This window comes from Streptomyces shinuiensis, from assembly GCF_043660855.1.
Classification (GTDB): domain Bacteria; phylum Actinomycetota; class Actinomycetes; order Streptomycetales; family Streptomycetaceae; genus Streptomyces.
Genome location: NZ_JBIHML010000001.1, coordinates 3582353 through 3599093, shown reverse-complemented (window position 1 = coordinate 3599093; position 16741 = coordinate 3582353). Strand labels below are relative to the sequence as shown.

Here is a 16741-nt window from a genome sequence, read left to right as displayed (position 1 = left end):
GTGAGATCCGGATCGCCGACCGCCGCGCCGCTCCCAGGAGTTGCCGCCCGCCGCCCGGCTGCCGACCATGGAAGGGATGACCGCGACCTCCGGATCCCCAGGCACCCCCGCTCTCCCCTCCCCGGACCCCTCCGGGGCGTATCTCAGGTTTCCGCACCTCCACGGCGAACTGCTCTGCTTCACCGCCGAGGACGACCTGTGGATCGCCCCGCTCGCGCCCGGGGCCGCCCAGCCGCCGCGTGCCTGGCGCCTGACGGTGGACCGCACGCGCATCGGGCACCCGCGCTTCTCCCCCGACGGCCGCCACATCGCGTACACGAACTGGCGCAGCCTGGACCCCGAGGTGCACCTGACGCCGGTCGACGGCGGACCGTCGCGGCAACTGACGTACTGGGGCGCGGTGGACACCCAGATCCGCGGCTGGACGCCCGAGGGGGACATTCTGGCCGTGGCCTCGCACGGCCAGCCGTTCTCGCACTTCGCCTGGGCCTACCGGCTGCCGCCCGGCGGCGGTCCGGGCGAGCAACTGCCCTGGGGCCCGGTGTCGGACCTCGCCGTCGCCGACCTGGCGGGAGAGCGGCGCACCCTGCTGCTGACCGGCACCCCGCCGCACGAACCGGCCTCCTGGAAGCGCTACCGCGGCGGCGCGATGGGGCGGCTGTGGCTGGAGGGCGAGCGCCTGGTGCCCGAACTGTACGGGCACCTGGACTGCCCCATGATCGTCGGTGGCCGGGTCGCGTTCCTCTCCGATCACGAGGGGGTGGGGAACCTCTACTCCTGCCTGCCCGACGGCACCGGTCTGCGCCGCCACACCGACCACGCCGACTTCTACGCCCGCCACGCCTCCACCGACGGCGAGCGCGTGGTGTACCAGTGCGCGGGCGAGCTGTGGCTGGTGGACGACCTCTCCCCGCGCGCGGGGCCGCGCCGGCTGCCGGTGCGGCTGGCGGGGCCGCGCGCCGGGCGCCGCGTCTACCAGGTGTCGGCCGCGGGGCATGTGAACTCCCTGGCCGTGGACACCACCGGGCGCGCCAGCGCGGTGGGGGTGCGCGGCAGCCTGTACTGGCTCACCCACCGCGACGGCCCGGCCCGGGTGATCGCCGACACCCCGGGGGTGCGGGTGCGGCTGCCGGAGATGCTCGGCTCCACCGGCCGGATCGCCTACGTCACCGACGCCGAGGGCGAGGACGCGGTGGAGATCGCCGATCTGCCCCGGGCCACCGGCGCCCGTGAGCCGGTGCGGCTCGCCGCGGGGCGGCTGGGGCGGGTGCACGGGCTGACCGCCTCTCCGGACGGCGCCACCCTGGCCGTCGCCTCGCACGACGGGCGGCTGCTGCTGCTGGACGCCGGGGACGAGGGCGGAGACGGGGGCACCGGACCGGAGGGCGACGGGGACGGGGAGGCCGCCGAGGTCACCGGGGCCGCCGGAACCGCCGGGCCCCCCGAAGCAGCGGAAGCCGCCGATGTCGCCGAGCTGGTCCGCTCCGTCAACGGTCCCGTCCGCCACCTCGCCTTCTCGCCCGACTCCCAGTGGCTGGCCTGGGCCCACCCCGGCACCGGCGGCGCACTCACCCGCATCCGGATCGCCCGCCTGTCCGACCGCACCATCCTGGACGTCACCGAGGGCCGCTTCGAGGACGAGCAGCCCGTCTTCACCCGCGACGGCCGCTATCTCGCCTTCCTCTCCTGGCGCGGCTTCGACCCGGTGTACGACGTGCACACCGGCGACCTGTCCTTCCCACTGGGCTGCCGTCCGTACCTGGTGCCGCTGTCGTCGGCCACGCCCTCGCCGTTCGCCCTCTCCCCCGAGGGCCGCCCGGCGGCCGGCGGCCTGGACCCGGACCCCCTCGGCGAGGTGGCCGGGGAGGAGGGGACGGTGCTGGTGGAGGCCGAGGGGCTGGCCAGCCGCGTCACGCCCTTCCCCGTGGCGGCCTCGAAGTACTCCTCGCTGCACCCGGTCAGCGGCGGCGGGCTGGTCTGGCTGCGCTGGCCGATCTCCGGGGCGCTGGGCGAGACCTTCGCCAACCCGGCCGACACCTCCGGCCGCCCCACCCTGGAGCACTTCGACCTGGTCAAGGCCAAGCGCACCGAGCTGACCGGCGACATCGACTGGTTCGCGGTCAGCGGCGACGGCACCCGCCTGGTGGTCAACGACGACGGCGACCTGCGGGCCGTCCCGGCGGGCGAGCACGCCGACGCCGACTCCACCACCCACCTCGACCTGCGCCGCATCCTGCACGACGCCGATCCGCGCGCCGAGTGGCGGCAGGCGTTCGACGAGGCGGGCCGGATCATGCGGTCGTACTTCTGGGATCCGGGCATGTCCGGCGTGGACTGGGACGCGATCCTGGACCAGTACCGCCCGCTGGTCGAGCGGGTGTCCTCCCCGGACGAGTTCGCCGACCTGCTGCGCGAGACGGTGGGCGAGCTGGGCACCTCCCATGCCTACGTCTCGCCGGCCCGGCGCAACGAGGGACCGGCCCACTACCAGCGGCCGATCGGGCTGCTGGGCGCCGACTTCGCCCGCGACGGGGAGGGCCGCTGGCGGGTGGAGCGCATCCTGCCGGGCGACTCCTCCGACTCCCGGGCCCGCTCCCCGCTGGCCGGCTCCGGCATCCGCGAGGGATCGGTGCTCACCCATGTCGACGGACGCCCGGTGGACCCGGACGCCGGCCCGTTCCCGCTGCTGGCCGCGGCCGGCGGCACCACCGTCGAACTGGCCTTCCTCACCGGCGATGCCGGCGATCCCCGCGGTTCCGGCGACGGCCCGGACGGCACCTCGCGGCGCCCCCGCCGGGTCGCCGTCGTCCCCCTCATCGACGAGCGCCCGCTGCGCTACCAGGACTGGGTGAGCCGGCGGCGCGCGGTGGTGCGCAGGCTCAGCGGCGGCCGCTGCGGCTACCTGCACATCCCCGACATGGGCGGCTCCGGCTGGGCGCAGTTCAACCGCGACCTGCGCATGGAGGTCTCCCGGCCCGCGCTGATCGTGGACGTGCGCGGCAACGCGGGCGGCCACATCAGCGAGCTGGTCGTCGAGGCTCTGACCCGCACCGTCCTCGGCTGGGACCTGGTGCGTCACGCCCAGCCGGTCAGCTACGCCTCCAACGCCCCGCGCGGCCCGATAGTGGCCCTGGCCGACGAGGCCACCGCCTCCGACGGCGACATGATCACCGCCGCGTTCCGGCTGCTGGGCATCGGCCCGGTGGTCGGCGCCCGCACCTGGGGCGGAGTGGTCGGCATGACCGGGCGGCACCGGCTCGGCGACGGCACGGTCATCACGGTGCCGATGAACGCGGCGTGGTTCGACGAGTACAAGTGGTCGGTGGAGAACCACGGCGTGGAGCCCGACGTCGAGGTGCTGCGCACCCCGACGGACTGGGCCGAGGACCACCACCCGATGCTGGAGACGGCCGTGCGAACCGCGCTCGACCTGCTGGAACGCCATCCGGCCGCCGCCCCGCCCGGCTACGACGACGTCCCCGACCGCAGCCGCCCGCCGCTGCCGCCGCGGCCCTGACGGATCCGCCGCGGCGGTCCTCTCGTGACGGCGTGACGGTACGGCCCGCCCGGGCCGTACCGTCGCCGCTCGCACCGCCGGGACCTCCGGAATTCGAGACGACAAGGGTGTGCGGCACCGACGGGGAAACAAAAAGGGAAGTGAAGCAAAAGGCGCCAGGGAACGGAAAAAGGGTACACATCACGCCGGTCCATGGGCCGGAGCGTGATGCTAGGATCGCCACGCTTGCCAAGCGGAACTCGAATCGTCAGAAGCGCAGGGCCGTATCCGCCCGTTGTCGGCCCGGACCCGGGGTCCACCGGCCACCCACGCCGGCAGCGTTGGGGAAACGCGGAGCGTGGCCGGCCACAGCAGCCCCAGCTCGCCTTTTCGTGTTCTGCGCGCCGCAGCCAACGCCCAACCATCTCATGACCCTCAGCCAGAAGAGAGCTCATGGAAGAATACTGGCAGGATCCGATTTTCTGGGTCCTGGTCATTGCAGTGCTCGCTTCCCTGTCGGCGAACGTCCGCAGCAGACGGAAGGCCACCCGGCACCGCAAGGAGTTAACGCTGCGGGATGCCCGGATAGCCGACCTGAAGAGGGCTGCGGAGGAATCCGAACGCAGCTCCCGTGAAGCTTTTCGGGAGGTCCAGGAGGCCACCGACGGGCAGATCGCGACCGTCCTGAAGTCCGCCATGCAGACGCTCCGTCTCCTCGCGGGGGAGCAGCAGGTCCAACTCGACGCACTCCAGCGGGAGTACGGCGGACACCAGATCCTGAAGCAACTGCTGGGGATCAACCACGCAAACGCCCAGTTCGCCCGGCGCGCACTGGGAATCGCCGTTCTCTGCGGTGGTTTCTCCGGGCGCAGGAACGACTCCGCCTCCGTCTATGACGTGATCCGCAGCGCGCAGGGGCAGATCAGCCGTTTCGACCGGATCAAGATCCGCTCGCAGAGCGGTTTCGCCGTCGTCCCCGGCGCGGTCAGCGGTGTCGCGCTGGCCATCGCCGAACTGCTGGACAACGCCGCGAGTTACTCCCCGCCGGGAACCACCATCGAGGTGAACCTGCAACCGGTCCAGAGCGGCCTGTGCATCATCATCGACGACGCCGGCATCGGCATGAGCGAGGAGGACAGGCGGAAGGCCGCCGAACTCTTCTCGGGGTCCCGCACGCCCGGCCTGTCCGACCTGGGGAACCCCCCTCAGTTCGGTTTCCCCGTGGTGGCGGAACTGGCCCAGCGATTCGAGTTCAGCGTGGACGTCAGCTCCACCTCTCCCTACGGAGGCGTACGAGCGGTCGTGCGGCTCCCCGAGAAGCTCCTGACGACGGAGCACACCGAGCGGAGGAGCAGCCCGGACATGACCGCCGCCCCCCGGCACGACGCCGGCACACCGAAACCCTCCGGCCGCACCGCCAACGGCCTGCCCAAGCGGGCCGCCCGGCAGGCTCCCATCGCCATCGTGCGCACGCAGGAGGAACTCGACGGCCGGGACGTCGACGAGCAGCAGAGCAGTGAGGTGGCCGCCGCCCGGATGGCCGCGTTCCAGCGCGGCACGCGGACGGGCCGGCAGACCACCGCGGCAAGCCAGGAAGGGCAGGAGTCCTGATGTTCGCACAAGACCTGTCGTGGATGCTCGAAGACATCCGCAAGGTGCCCGGGGCGCGGCACGCGCTGCTCCTGTCCGCCGACGGCCTCAGGAGGGGCGCGACAGAGAACCTCCACCCGGACCTGGCCGACACCGCGGCCGCCGCGATGAGTGCCCTGCAGTCCATCAGCCGCTCCACGAACGAGTTCGCGGGTCCCGCCGATCCGCCTCTGTGGCGCCAGACGGTCGTCGAGTTCGACCACGGCTGGGTCTTCCTCATCAAGGCCGGCGACGGGGCCTTCCTGGCCGTCTCCGCTTCGGAGAGCGTCGACATGGGGGACATCACGTTCCGCATGCAGCAACTGGTGCAGCGGCTCGGCCGGGAAATGACATCGCCGCCTCGCGAAAAGGCGGATGACCGGTGACCACCGAGGAATCGAACTTCGAACTGGTCGGTGAATTAGTTCGGCCGTATGTCATCACGAACGGCCGCGACCTCCCGTCCGACAGGGATTTCTCCGTCACCACGCTGGTCACGGCCGCGGACGAGGCGTCACACAGCCGGGTGCTCACCCCGGAGGCCCGCAGCATCCTGAACATGTGTCTGGAGGGCTATCTCTCGGTCGCGGAACTCGCCGGGCACATGGGCCTCCCGCTGGGCATCGTCCGGGGCGTCCTCGCCGAACTCGCGGAAAGCGGTCTCATTCACACCCGCGCCCCGGTGCCGAGCGCCCAGCGCGCCGACCGACAACTTCTTGAGGATGTACTGCATGGCCTCCGAACTCGCTTCGCGTGAACCGACACACCTGGGGTCGTCCGTCCACACCGCTGTGAAAATCCTGGTCGTCGGTCACTTCGGCGTCGGGAAGACGACCTTCGTGGGCAGCATCTCCGAGATCAGACCGCTGCGCACCGAGGAAGTGATCACGCAGGCCAGCACGGGGGTCGACGACCTGTCGGGCACCCCGGACAAGACGACCACCACGGTCGCCATGGACTTCGGGCGTCTGACGCTCAGCGACACCGTGGTCCTGTATCTCTTCGGCACCCCCGGCCAGCAGCGTTTCAAGCAACTGTGGGAGGACCTCTCCCACGGCGCCCTGGGAGCGCTCCTGCTGATCGACCCGGAGCGGCTGGACAGGTCGTTCGAGATCCTCGACCTGGTGGAGCAGTACGGCCTGCCGGTCGCGGTGGGCGTGAACCACTTCGACGGATCGTCCTCGTACGACATGGACGAGGTGCGCGAGGCTCTCAACCTGACAGCCGATGTCCCCGTCGTCCCGTGCGACGTGCGGGAGCGGAAGGCCGCGGCGGACACGCTGATCACTCTCGTGGAGTACCTCCACTCCCGTACCCGATAGGAGCACTCATGCAGCAGCAACCAGACGGCAACGGGCCTCCGCCGGGCTGCCCCGCCCACGGCCGCGTCCCGCTGTACACCGAAGGCTTCGGCATCGACCCGGACGGCTACTACGACCACCTGCGGCGGTTCGGCGCCAGCGCACCGGTGGAGATGGCCCCGGACGTGGAGGCCGAGCTGGTGACGAGCTACCCGGCCGCGCTGCACATCCTGCAGAACCCGGCCACCTTCGTCCGGGACGCACGACGCTGGCGCGCCCTCGGCGAGGGCCGCGTTCCGGCGGACAGTCCGGCCCTGCCCATGATGGCCCACCGGCCCAACGCCCTGTTCTCGGACGGTGCCGACCACGCGCGGCTTCGGCAGGCGGTGACGGACAGCCTGGCCACCGTGGACCCGCACCGGCTGAGCCGCCATGTCGAGCAGGTCGCGGACTACCTCATCGGCCAGTTCAGCGGTCGTCCCGGGGGCAGGGCCGACCTCGTGGTCGACTACGCCCAGCAGCTTCCCCTCCTGGTCTTCAGCAACCTCTTCGGGTGCCCCGCCGACATCGGTGACAGGATCGTCTTCGGCATCTCCGGGATCTTCGAGGGCGTCGACGCGGAGCGGGCCAACCAGGTGCTCGGGCAGGCCCTCCACGAACTGGTGGCCCTCAAGCGGAAGTCCCCCGGCGACGACGTGACCTCCCACCTGCTGAGGCATCCGGCCGACCTCGGCGACGAGGAGATGGTCAACCAGCTCGTCACGCTGCTGTCGGGCGGGACGGCGCCCCTGATGTCCCTCATCAGCACCGGGACCGCGCTCATCCTCGGCGACGACAAGTACTCGGGCACCCAACTGCTGGTCGAGGACGCCGTCCAGGAGGTGCTGTGGAGGTACGCCCCCATAGCCAACTACGCCGTCCACTACCCCGTGCGGGACGTGGAACTCGACGGCAGGGTCCTGGAGGCCGACCAGCCCGTGGTCATCAGCTTCGCGGCCGCCAACACCGACCTCTCCCTGGCCGAGGGGTCCTGGTCGGTCAGAGGACGGGCGCACCTCGCGTTCGGTGCGGGCCCGCACGTCTGCCCGGCCAAGGAACCGGCACATCTGATCGGGGCGGCGGCCATCGAGAGGCTGCTCAACCGGCTGACCGACATCACGCTGGCCGTCGGTTTCCAGGAGCTGACCTGGCAACCCTCTCCCTGGAGCAGGACACTCACCGCGCTGCCCGTCCGCTTCACCCCCCTCTCGCCGCCCGTCCGGCGTGCCCCGTCCTCCCAGCAGTCGTCCGGGCCGACGGGCGGCTCCGGCGGCGGTGCCACGGCCTCCGGACAGTCCCGGCCGGCCAAGACCACACGGTGGAGTTCGTTCCTGAAGTGGCTGACGGGTGCGTGACCCAGGTAACAACACCTGTCCGCGCATGCTCGCATGACGTTTTATCCACGCGGGTAGACACGTCGGGCTGATCCGACCGATCTACCGAAGGAGTCACCCGCGTGAAATCCCCGGCTGTCGACCGGCGTTCCGTGGTAGCCCTTTTCTCCAGGTTAAGAACGGGGAACGGGCAGAGGGACCCGTTCCCCTACTACGCGGAACTCCGGTCGATGGGTGATGTCGTCCCGGCTCCCTGGGGAGGGCTGCTCGTCACGTCCTTCGACCTGTGCGACCGGATCCTGCGCAGCAGGGACTGGCTCGTCCCCGACGCCGACTGGCGGTTACGCCAGGGAGGGTCGACGCGCTGGAGCGCGGCCTCCTCGCGCATGATGGGCAGGACCCTGCCGGCGCTCAACCCCCCGGAGCACACCCGCGCCCGCAGGGCGACGGGCAGGGTGCTCGACCGTGGATCCCTGGAGGCCCTGCGCCCCGTGATCGCCGAGACGACCGGAGGCCTGCTCGACCGGCTCGCCGGTGGACTCGCCTCGGGGGAGGCCGACTTCGGGATGCTGGTCAGCGAGGAACTCCCCGTGGTCACGATAGGGCGGTGGCTCGGGCTGCCGCCGTCCGACTACCCGTTACTGCGCGACCTGACCCATGACCAGGTGTTCGCCCAGGAACTCCTGCCCTCGGCCAGCCAGCTGGCGCTCTCGGACTCCGCCACGACGGAGCTGCACGCGTACTTCGCGGCCCTGGTGCGCGAGCGGCGTGCCGACCCCGGCCCCGACCCGGTGTCGGCGTGGATCCGGCTCTGGGACGAGGCCGAGCCCGACCGGGACACCGCGGACGAGGCCGTCTGCCACACCGCCCTGTTCGTGCTGCTGGCCGCCCTGGAGACGACCTCTACCCTGCTGTCCACCATGGTGCGGCTCCTGCTGGATCACCCGCGGCAGTGGGCGTGGCTCCGCGCCCACCCCGAGCACGTGCCCGGCGCGGTCGAGGAGGTGCTGCGCTACGACGCCCCCACACACGTGATCAGCCGGGTGGCGGCCAAGGACCTCACCATCGCCGGTACCGATGTCCGCGCGGACCGGACGGTGCACCTCATGGTGGGCGCGGCCAACCGGGACCCGGCCCGGCACACCGACCCCGACGTCTTCGACATCCGCCGCAAGGCGGCGCATCTGAGCTTCAGCGGGGGGATCCACTACTGCCTCGGCGCGCCCCTGGCCCGCCTGGAGGCCACGACCCTGCTGACCGCGCTCCTGGAACGCTTCCCCGCGCTCCGCCCGGCCCGCCCGCCGGAGTGGGCCCCCCGAGTCGCCTTCCGGCGTCTGCTGACCCTGCCCGTAGCCCTACCCTGAGGTTGCCGTGAGAAGAGTTGCGAACGAGGACGTCCACGACTACAAGGCCCTCCGGGTCAGCCGCGACGGCCCCGTCCTGAACGTGGTGCTGAACAGCCCGGAGACCGGCAACACCCTGACCGCGGACATCCTCGACGAACTCCTCGACGTGCTCGGCACGGTCAACGACCGCCCCGGGATCCGGGTGCTCGTCCTCTCCGGAGCGGGCGAGCACTTCTGCCTGGGCGCTGATCGCGAGGAGTTCGCGGCGACGCTGGAGGCCGACCCCACCGGTGCGGAACTCCGCGTGATCGCGGACAAGGCCCGGCGCGTCTGCGAGGCCCTGGACACCACGAGCGCGGTCAGCGTCGCCCGGCTCCACGGGAAGGTCGTCGGGGCCGGTCTCGCCCTCGCGGTCTTCTGCGACCTGCGGGTGGGCACGGACACCTGCCGGTTCCGGTTTCCCGAGATAGCCCTCGGCATAGCGCCCGTGTGGGGCGGCGTCCTGCCGCGCCTGCTGGCCGAGGCGGGGACCGCCAGGGTCCGTGAACTCATCCTCACCTGCGCCCCCTTCGGCGCGGCGCAGGCGCACGACCTGTCCATCCTCCACAAAGTGGTACCGGCCGGGGGGCTCGACGCGGCCGTCAGTGCGTGGGTCGACCCGCTGACCCGCCGTCCCCCCGGGGCGCTGCCGCTGGCGAAGGCGGTACTGGGCGCCTACTCCAGGGGCAGCCGGCTGGCCGACGGCGGCCTGCTCGACGCCCAGCTGCTGTCCGCGACGTGCGCCGCCGGCTCCGCCTCCCGGCGCGGCTGACGCCCCCGGCGGGCGGGGGCCCGCCCCTCCCCCGCCCGCCGGCACACCGCCCGGGAGGCCCTCGGCCCGGCGGCGCCGGCCCTCAGCCCTCCGTGCGCTCCTTCTCGTCCGCCGCGCCGCCCGCGCCGACCAGGCCGCGGGGGCCGGCAGCGGCCAGGCGGGGGGCGAAGTGCCTCATCTCGCGCTGGCCGACCCGGCCGATGATCCCCGGCAGGCAGCCGCGGACCGACTGCATGCCGCGCAGCCACCACTGCCCGTAGACGTGGAACGAGCGCCGCTCGATGCCCGCGACGATCCGGTCCACCGCCGGGCCCGGCGGATAGGTCCTGCTGGCCGGCCAGGGCAGCCGGCCGCGCAGGTCGCGCAGCACCTCGTCCTGGTCGGCGCCGCGCACCATGTCGGTGTCGGTCCAGCTCAGGTAGCCGACGCCGACGCGCACGCCCTGGTGGCCGACCTCCGCGCGCAGGCTGTGCGCGAAGGCCTCCACACCCGACTTGGAGGTGCAGTACGCCGTCATCATCGGGGCCGGGGTGAGCGCGGCGAGCGAGGCGATCTGGAGCAGGTAGCCGCGCGACTCGATCAGGGCGGGCAGGAAGGCGCGGGCGGTGGTGGCGCTGCCCATCAGGTTGACCTCGATGACCCGGCGCCAGGCGGTCTCGTCGGAGCCGGTGAAGGGACCGCCGGTGGCCACGCCGGCGTTGGCGACGACGATGTCCACCGCGCCGAAGCGCTCACGCACCTCGCGGGCCGCACGGGACATGGCCGCGTGGTCGGTGACGTCGGCGTGCCAGTGCGCGGAGTCCGTCGGCAGTGTCTCGCCGACCTTCTTCAGCTCGTCCGGCTCCAGTCCGACCAGCGCGAGCCGCGCGCCGCGCGCCGCCAGCCTGCGGGCGAGGAGTTCGCCCACGCCCCGGGCCGCGCCCGTCACCACCGCGACCTGGCCCTGGAGGTCTCTGCGTGCCATTACGCGCTCTCCTTCCCGGCCGGCGCCTCGGCCGGCGGTGTGTCCGGCGGTGTGTTCCGCTCCGCGTCGTGCGCCGTGTCCGCCGCGAGGTGGTCGCGTACCAGCGCGGCCACCGCGCCGGCGACGGCGTCGGGGTCCTCCAGGGGCGTCATGTGCCCCAGGCCGGCCAGTTCGGTCAGGCCGGTGCAGTTCGGCAGCGCCCCGGCGAGGCGGCGGGCGTGCACCGGCGGGGTGAGCCGGTCCTTCTCGCCGGCGATGACGCCGACGGGCAGGTCCAGGGCGGCGAGCCGCGCGTCCAGGTCCAGCACGGCCAGGACCTTCCGGGCCCAGGAGGCGCGTACGGTGCGCGGGCAGGCGTGGACGATCCGGGCGCACGCATCCATCTGCTCCTTCGTCGCACCGGGCCCCATCGTGGCGTACCGCAGGACGCGCATGCCCAGCGGCGTCACCGGCCCCAGCGGCAGGCTGGAGCCCAGTACGGCCTTCTGGATCCGGTGGCGCAGCTTCCCCGCTCTCAGCGGCGCGACGGTGGACTCGTGCAGCAGCCGGGAGCTGCCGGTGTTGCACAGCAGCGCGGCGGCGACGCGTTCGCGCACCTGCGGGCGCCCGGCGGCGGCCATGACCGTCATGCCGCCCATGGAGTGCCCGGCGACGATCGCCCGGGACCCGGCGGTGCCCACGGCGGTGTCCAGGACGGCGCACAGGTCGTCCGCGAGGGCGTCGGTGCTGTAGCCGTCGGGGCCGACGGCCGGGGAGCGGCCGTGGCCGCGCTGGTCGTAGACGAACACCCGGTGGCCGCCGGCCAGCCGCCGGACCACGGGGCCCCAGAAGGCGGTCGAGCAGGTCCAGCCGTGCACCAGGACGACGGTGGGCCCTTCCTCGCGCCCGTGCTCCTCGACGTGCAGCCGGGAGCCGTCGGCGGAGGTGACGGTCAGCTCGCGGCGGGGGGCGGGCGGGGCGTACGGTCCGCCGGTCGCACGGGATCCACGGCTCATCGGGTCGCCTCCGCCTTCCGCTGTCCGGCGCGGGCCGGGGCCCGCAGCACCTCGTACTCGGCCAGGTCCACTTGCCTGGTCACCTTCGCGAACTCGCCGGTCGTGCCCGGCCACACGGTGGTGTTGCGGCCGTTCGCGTCCAGGTACCAGCTGTCGCAGCCGCCGGTGTTCCACACGGTGCGCGTCATCCGCCGCTGGACGTGCTCGGTCCACGAGCGCACCGCCTCGGGGCGGGCGTCGAGCGCGGCCCGGCCGGCCGATCCGGCGGTGAGCGTCCCCAACTGCCCGAGGTAGTCGACCATGTAGTTCAGCTGCGCCTCGATCATGAGGATCATCGAGCTGTTGCCGAGGCCGGTGTTGGGCCCGATGACGGTCATGAAGTTGGGGAAGCCCGTGGCCGTGGAGCCGCGCAGCGCCTCCATGCCGTCCTTCCATGCCTCGGCCAGCGTGATGCCGTCCGCGCCGGTGATCCGCCGGGCGATCGGCATGTCGGTGACGTGGAAGCCGGTGCCGAAGACCACCGCGTCCACCTCGGCCTCGGTGCCGTCGGCGGCCACCAGGGTGTTGCCGCGCACCTCCTTCAGACCGGAGGCGACCACGTCCACGTTGGGCCGGACCAGGGCCGGGTAGTAGGTGTTGGACAGCAGGATGCGCTTGCAGCCGATGCGGTAGCCGGGGGTCAGCCTGGCGCGCAGCACCGGGTCCTTGACGGCCTTGGTCATGTGGTGCCTGGCGAGCTTCTCCACCAGACCGAGCTGTGCGGGGTGCCTGGTGAAGGCGCCGACCTGGAACTCCCTGATCAGCCAGAGCATCCGGCGGCGCAGCGCGCGTGTGGGGGGCACCTTGGCGTGCAGCCAGCGCTCGGCCCCGGTGATCTCCCGGTCCATGCGCGGCATGACCCACGGCGGGGTGCGCTGGAAGAGGGTGAGTCTGTCCACCAGCGGCTGGATCGAGGGGACGATCTGGATGGCGGACGCGCCGGTGCCGATCATGGCGACGCGCTTGCCGCGCAGGTCGTAGTCGTGGTCCCACCGGGCGGAGTGGAAGACCTTGCCGGTGAAGCCGTCCAGGCCGGGGATGTCGGGGATCTTCGGGTCGGAGAGCGGGCCGGTGGCCGAGACGAGCATGTCGGCGGTCAGGGTGCCGCGGCCTGTCTCGATCTCCCAGTGCAGCGCCCCGGTGTCCCAGCGGGCGCCCAGCACCTCGGAGTTGAAGCGGATGTGGGGGCGCAGCCCGAAGGTGTCGGCGACCTTCTCCAGATAGGCGCGGATGTGCTCCTGTCCGGAGAAGTTCCGCGGCCAGTCGGGGTTGGGCGCGAACGAGAACGAGTAGAGGTGGGATGGCACGTCGCAGGCGCACCCGGGGTAGCTGTTGTCGCGCCAGGTGCCGCCCACGCAGTCGCGGCGCTCCAGTACGGCGAAGTCCGTGATGCCCGCGCGGCGCAGTCGTACGGCGGCGCCCAGGCCTCCGAATCCCGACCCGATCACCGCCACCCGTACGTGTTCGTGTCCGGCCATGCCGCCTCCCGACTCCGGTGTGTCCTCTGTGTCCTCGCCCATCAAACACGCCAGTAATCACTGGCATGGTTGGAGAGTAGAGCAGGAACGTACCCATGGGTAGGGGTGCGGCGAGGGAAAGTTACCGCCGGTTGCACCCCTGTCCCGGGCACCCGGCCGCGCCCGCCGCATAGGCTCTCCGGTGTGGCGGACAGGACATCGGCGGACAGCGGACGAGCGGACGGCGCGGCGCACGCGCGGACCGGACCCGAGGAGGACGGCACGGCCCCGCCCGCCGAGTACCGCACGGCCGAACTCGCCGGGGCGGCCGGCATCACCGTGCGCACCCTGCGGTTCTACCGCGAGCGCAGACTCCTCCCGCCGCCGCGCCGCGAGGGCCGCATCGCCTGGTACAACGAGCACCACCTCAACCGGCTGCGGACGATCTCCGCACTGCTGGCCCGCGGCCACACCCTCGGCGGGATCGCCGACCTGATCGACGCCTTCGAGAAGGGCCGGGACGCGGGCGGCACGGCCGAACTGCTCGGCTTGGAGAGCGCGCTCGTCTCCCCCTGGTCACAGGAGACCCCCGTCCGCCTCACCCCCGAGGACCTGGCCGCGCACTTCCCCGGCGAGGTCACCTCCGGCAACCTCGCCGCCGCCCTGGACCTGGGCTACGTCGCCGTCGACGGCGACGAGGTCGTCCACGTCAGCCGCCGCCTGCTCGACGCCTCCACCGCCCTGGTGGGCGAGGGCATCCCGCTGGGGGCCGTGCTGGAGGCCGGGCGCGTGGTGCGCGAGCACGCCGACGCCGTCGCCGACCTGTTCACCAACCTCGTCCGCGTCCATCTGTTCACGGACGTCCGCGAACTCTCCCCCGACGACCTGCGGCGCCTGTCGGACGTGATGGACCGGTTGCGCCCGCTGGCCGAGCAGGTGGTCGACGTCGAACTGGCGCTGGCCATGGACCGCCGCGTCCGCGCGGAGCTGGAGAGCTGGTCCCGGCCGGACGGGGAAGCCGAAGGGCCGGAACCGGACGGGGAGTCTCGGAGCCGGTCCGGCGGCTGAACGGGCCGGCGGCCCGATGACGGACCATTCGCGGCACGGTGCCCGTGAAGCACATGTATGGCCGCCGCCCGCACGGCAACCCGTACCTCGATGGTGCACACACAGTCCGGGTCCACGACGCGTTCCGACCGCCCCTCCCCCGCGACCCGCGCCGTGCGTGCGGTGCGGGCCGAGGTCTCCTGGGGCGCCCGCTCCCTGCGCCGCGCCCGGCGGGGGCCGGGCCGGGAGCGCGACGCCGTAGTCCAGTCCCTCAAGGCCGCGCTCGCCGCCGTCCTGGCCTGGCTGGCCGCCACCTGGCTGCTGCCCGACGCCTTCGCCCTGATGGCGCCCTGGGTGGCGGTGGTCCTGGTGCAGGCCACCGTCTACCGCTCGGTGTGGCAGGGGCTCCAGCAGACGATGGCGATCACCCTCGGCACGGTGCTCGCCGCGGCCCTGGTCATCCCGTTGGGCCATCCGGTGCTGGTGATGATCCTCGTCCTGCCCGTCACCACCCTGCTGGGCAACTGGCCGCGCTTCGGCGCCCAGGGCATCTACGCCTCCACCGCCGCCCTGTTCACCCTCGTCCCCGGCGAGGCCACGCTCGACTCGGCCGTCTCCCGTGTCCTGGCCGCCCTGCTGGGCACCGCCGTCGGCGTCGGCGTCAACGCGCTCGTCCTGCCGCCCGTCCATCTGCGCAGCGCGCGCGAGGCGGTGGACTCCGCCGTCCGCGAGGCGCGGGAGATCGTGACCGAGGTCGCGGACGGCCTGGACGAGCCCTGGGAGTACGACCGCGTCCGCGCCTGGTATGACCGGGCCTGTCGGCTGCCCCGGCTGATCCGCGGCGTGGAGTCCGCGGTCGGCTGGAGCCGCGAGAGCGTGCGCCTCAACCCCGAGAGCCGCCGCCGCGCCGAGGCTGCGCGGCTGACGGCGGTGTACGAGGAGACGCTGGCCACCCTGGAGGACGTCGCCGAACGCCTCACCGTCCTGACCCGGACCCTGCTGGAGGCCGCCGACGAGGGCGACGACGTACCCCGTCCCGGCCATGAGGTCACCCGCCCCTACGTCGGCTTCCTCCGTCAGGTGGCCGCCGCCCTGAACGCCTACGGGCGCACGGTCACCGGCGACGCCCCCGAGACGGCCCGCCGCGAACTGCGCGAGGCCGTCGGGGAGATCCGCGTCGAGCAGGACCGGCTCCGCGCCGATCTCCCCCGGCACGCCGCCGCCGTCCCGGATGGGCTGTCGGTACTGGGCCCCCTGCTGGCGGAATCCCGCCGGCTGGCCACGAGCCTCCTGCCGGGCGGGCGTGGCGAGGGCGGCGCGGGAAGCGGCGGGGACGGGGAGGGCGGCACAGACGGGGACGGCGGCGGAGACGCCTCCGGCCGTCAGGGCGCGTAGACGACGGTCACCGGCGCGTGGTCGCTCCACCGGCCCGCGTGATCGGCCGCGCGCTCCACGTACGCCTTCACCGCCCGCTGCGCCAGCGGCTCGGTGGCCACGTGGTAGTCGATGCGCAACCCGGACGGTTCAGAGTCCAGCACGCTGCCCGGCATGAGCTGCACTGATCTTCGTGGAGTCCCTGAAGCCTGGGTTACGCTTCCAGGCGTAAGGAGAACCACGAGTAATGCCAGCGCCCCGTAAATATCCTGATGAGCTGCGTGAGCGCGCGGTGCGCGAGGTCCGCTCGACAGGCCGTCCTGTGGCCCACGTCGCCCGCGACCTCGGCATCCACAAGGAAGCCCTGAGGTCCTGGGTCCGCCAGGCCGAGGCCGCCACCCACCTGCGCACCGACCTGCCGCTGGACGCGCTGGAAATGGCGCTGTGGCGGCAGAAGATCAAGAAGGACGCCGGGCTCATCCACCACAGCGACAGAGGGTCGCAATACGTATCCATTCGCTATACGGAACGTCTCGCGGAGGTCGGTGCCTCAGCGTCGGTGGGCTCCGTCTCGGACGGTTACGACAACGCGATGGCCGAGGCACTGAACGGCACGTTCAAGGCCGAACTGATTGAGCATCAGGGCCCATGGCGGGACTTCGACGAGGCCGAGCGGGCCGTCTTCCGGTGGGTCACGCGGTACAACGGTGAACGCCTCCACTCCGCCCTGGGCTACGCACCACCCGACGAGTACGAACAGGCGCACTGGGCGCAACTGGACGAAGTCCCGCAGACCGCTTGATCACACGATCGCGGACTCCACGAAACTCGGGGCAGCTCACTACTTAATCTTGTTTGGTTACGGTTCCACTGTTCCCTCTACGCAAGAAATAGATAGGTGTCTGCAGA

Annotated in this window: 13 protein-coding genes and 3 pseudogenes; 12 read left to right on the top strand and 4 right to left on the bottom strand. The window is 72.4% G+C overall.

Annotated features, from left to right (window positions below; genetic code table 11):
• Positions 1–76 precede the first annotated feature (76 nt).
• The 8 genes from ACGRHY_RS16490 (at position 77) to ACGRHY_RS16455 (ending at position 9956) form a co-directional block, all read left to right on the top strand.
• Positions 77–3517, top strand: coding sequence for a S41 family peptidase (locus ACGRHY_RS16490; protein WP_394636096.1), 3441 nt, complete (start codon positions 77–79; stop codon positions 3515–3517).
• Positions 3518–3949: 432 nt separating this feature from the next.
• Positions 3950–5107 carry an ATP-binding protein gene (locus ACGRHY_RS16485; protein WP_394636095.1) on the top strand — a complete coding sequence of 386 codons (1158 nt, stop codon included), beginning with the start codon at positions 3950–3952 and terminating at the stop codon, positions 5105–5107.
• A complete protein-coding gene (locus ACGRHY_RS16480) occupies positions 5107–5511 on the top strand; it encodes a roadblock/LC7 domain-containing protein (protein ID WP_394636094.1) in 405 nt (134 codons plus the stop codon). Before ACGRHY_RS16485 ends, ACGRHY_RS16480 begins: the two co-directional genes overlap by 1 nt.
• Positions 5508–5882: a DUF742 domain-containing protein gene (locus tag ACGRHY_RS16475; protein WP_394636093.1), complete on the top strand. Its 375-nt coding sequence runs from the start codon at positions 5508–5510 to the stop codon at positions 5880–5882. Before ACGRHY_RS16480 ends, ACGRHY_RS16475 begins: the two co-directional genes overlap by 4 nt.
• Positions 5857–6447, top strand: a complete 591-nt coding sequence (locus ACGRHY_RS16470) for a GTP-binding protein (protein WP_394636092.1) — start codon at positions 5857–5859, stop codon at positions 6445–6447. The genes ACGRHY_RS16475 and ACGRHY_RS16470 overlap by 26 nt, the downstream gene beginning before the upstream one ends.
• Before the next feature lie 8 nt (positions 6448–6455).
• Entirely contained in the window at positions 6456–7820 is a 1365-nt protein-coding gene (locus tag ACGRHY_RS16465; protein ID WP_394636091.1) for a cytochrome P450, read from the top strand.
• Between the two features lie 209 nt (positions 7821–8029).
• Positions 8030–9163, top strand: a complete 1134-nt coding sequence (locus tag ACGRHY_RS16460) for a cytochrome P450 (RefSeq protein ID WP_394636090.1) — start codon at positions 8030–8032, stop codon at positions 9161–9163.
• Positions 9164–9170: 7 nt separating this feature from the next.
• Positions 9171–9956, top strand: a complete 786-nt coding sequence (locus ACGRHY_RS16455) for an enoyl-CoA hydratase/isomerase family protein (RefSeq protein WP_394636089.1) — start codon at positions 9171–9173, stop codon at positions 9954–9956.
• A gap of 82 nt (positions 9957–10038) precedes the next feature.
• Here ACGRHY_RS16455 and ACGRHY_RS16450 read toward each other — a convergent pair whose 3' ends face one another.
• The 3 genes from ACGRHY_RS16450 to ACGRHY_RS16440 are packed head-to-tail and all read right to left on the bottom strand — an operon-like array spanning position 10039 to position 13432.
• Positions 10039–10920, bottom strand: a complete 882-nt coding sequence (locus ACGRHY_RS16450) for an SDR family oxidoreductase (RefSeq protein ID WP_394636088.1) — start codon at positions 10918–10920, stop codon at positions 10039–10041.
• The gene (locus ACGRHY_RS16445) at positions 10920–11915 is read right to left on the bottom strand and encodes an alpha/beta fold hydrolase (RefSeq protein WP_394636087.1); all 996 of its coding nucleotides are present in this window, start codon (positions 11913–11915) and stop codon (positions 10920–10922) included. Before ACGRHY_RS16445 ends, ACGRHY_RS16450 begins: the two co-directional genes overlap by 1 nt.
• Complete coding sequence (locus ACGRHY_RS16440; protein WP_394636086.1) at positions 11912–13432, bottom strand: flavin-containing monooxygenase; 1521 nt, start codon at positions 13430–13432, stop codon at positions 11912–11914. Before ACGRHY_RS16440 ends, ACGRHY_RS16445 begins: the two co-directional genes overlap by 4 nt.
• 183 nt (positions 13433–13615) lie before the next feature.
• On the opposite strand from ACGRHY_RS16440, the gene ACGRHY_RS16435 reads away from it, so the two are divergent.
• Together ACGRHY_RS16435 and ACGRHY_RS16430 are read left to right on the top strand one after the other, a co-directional pair.
• Positions 13616–14479 (top strand): MerR family transcriptional regulator, encoded by an 864-nt coding sequence (locus tag ACGRHY_RS16435; protein ID WP_394636085.1) that lies wholly within the window; start codon positions 13616–13618, stop codon positions 14477–14479.
• A 90-nt stretch (positions 14480–14569) separates the two neighbouring features.
• Entirely contained in the window at positions 14570–15853 is a 1284-nt protein-coding gene (locus ACGRHY_RS16430; RefSeq protein WP_394636084.1) for an FUSC family protein, read from the top strand.
• On the opposite strand, the pseudogene ACGRHY_RS16425 reads toward ACGRHY_RS16430, so the two are convergent.
• A pseudogene (locus ACGRHY_RS16425) lies at positions 15841–15975 on the bottom strand (exodeoxyribonuclease III); the annotation flags it as partial. The gene ACGRHY_RS16430 and the pseudogene ACGRHY_RS16425 sit on opposite strands and share 13 nt — an antisense overlap.
• Before the next feature lie 104 nt (positions 15976–16079).
• On the opposite strand from ACGRHY_RS16425, the pseudogene ACGRHY_RS30270 reads away from it, so the two are divergent.
• Together ACGRHY_RS30270 and ACGRHY_RS16420 are read left to right on the top strand one after the other, a co-directional pair.
• Positions 16080–16193, top strand: a pseudogene (locus tag ACGRHY_RS30270) (transposase); the annotation flags it as partial.
• A gap of 45 nt (positions 16194–16238) precedes the next feature.
• Positions 16239–16634: pseudogene (locus ACGRHY_RS16420) on the top strand (integrase core domain-containing protein); the annotation flags it as partial.
• Positions 16635–16741: the final 107 nt, after the last annotated feature.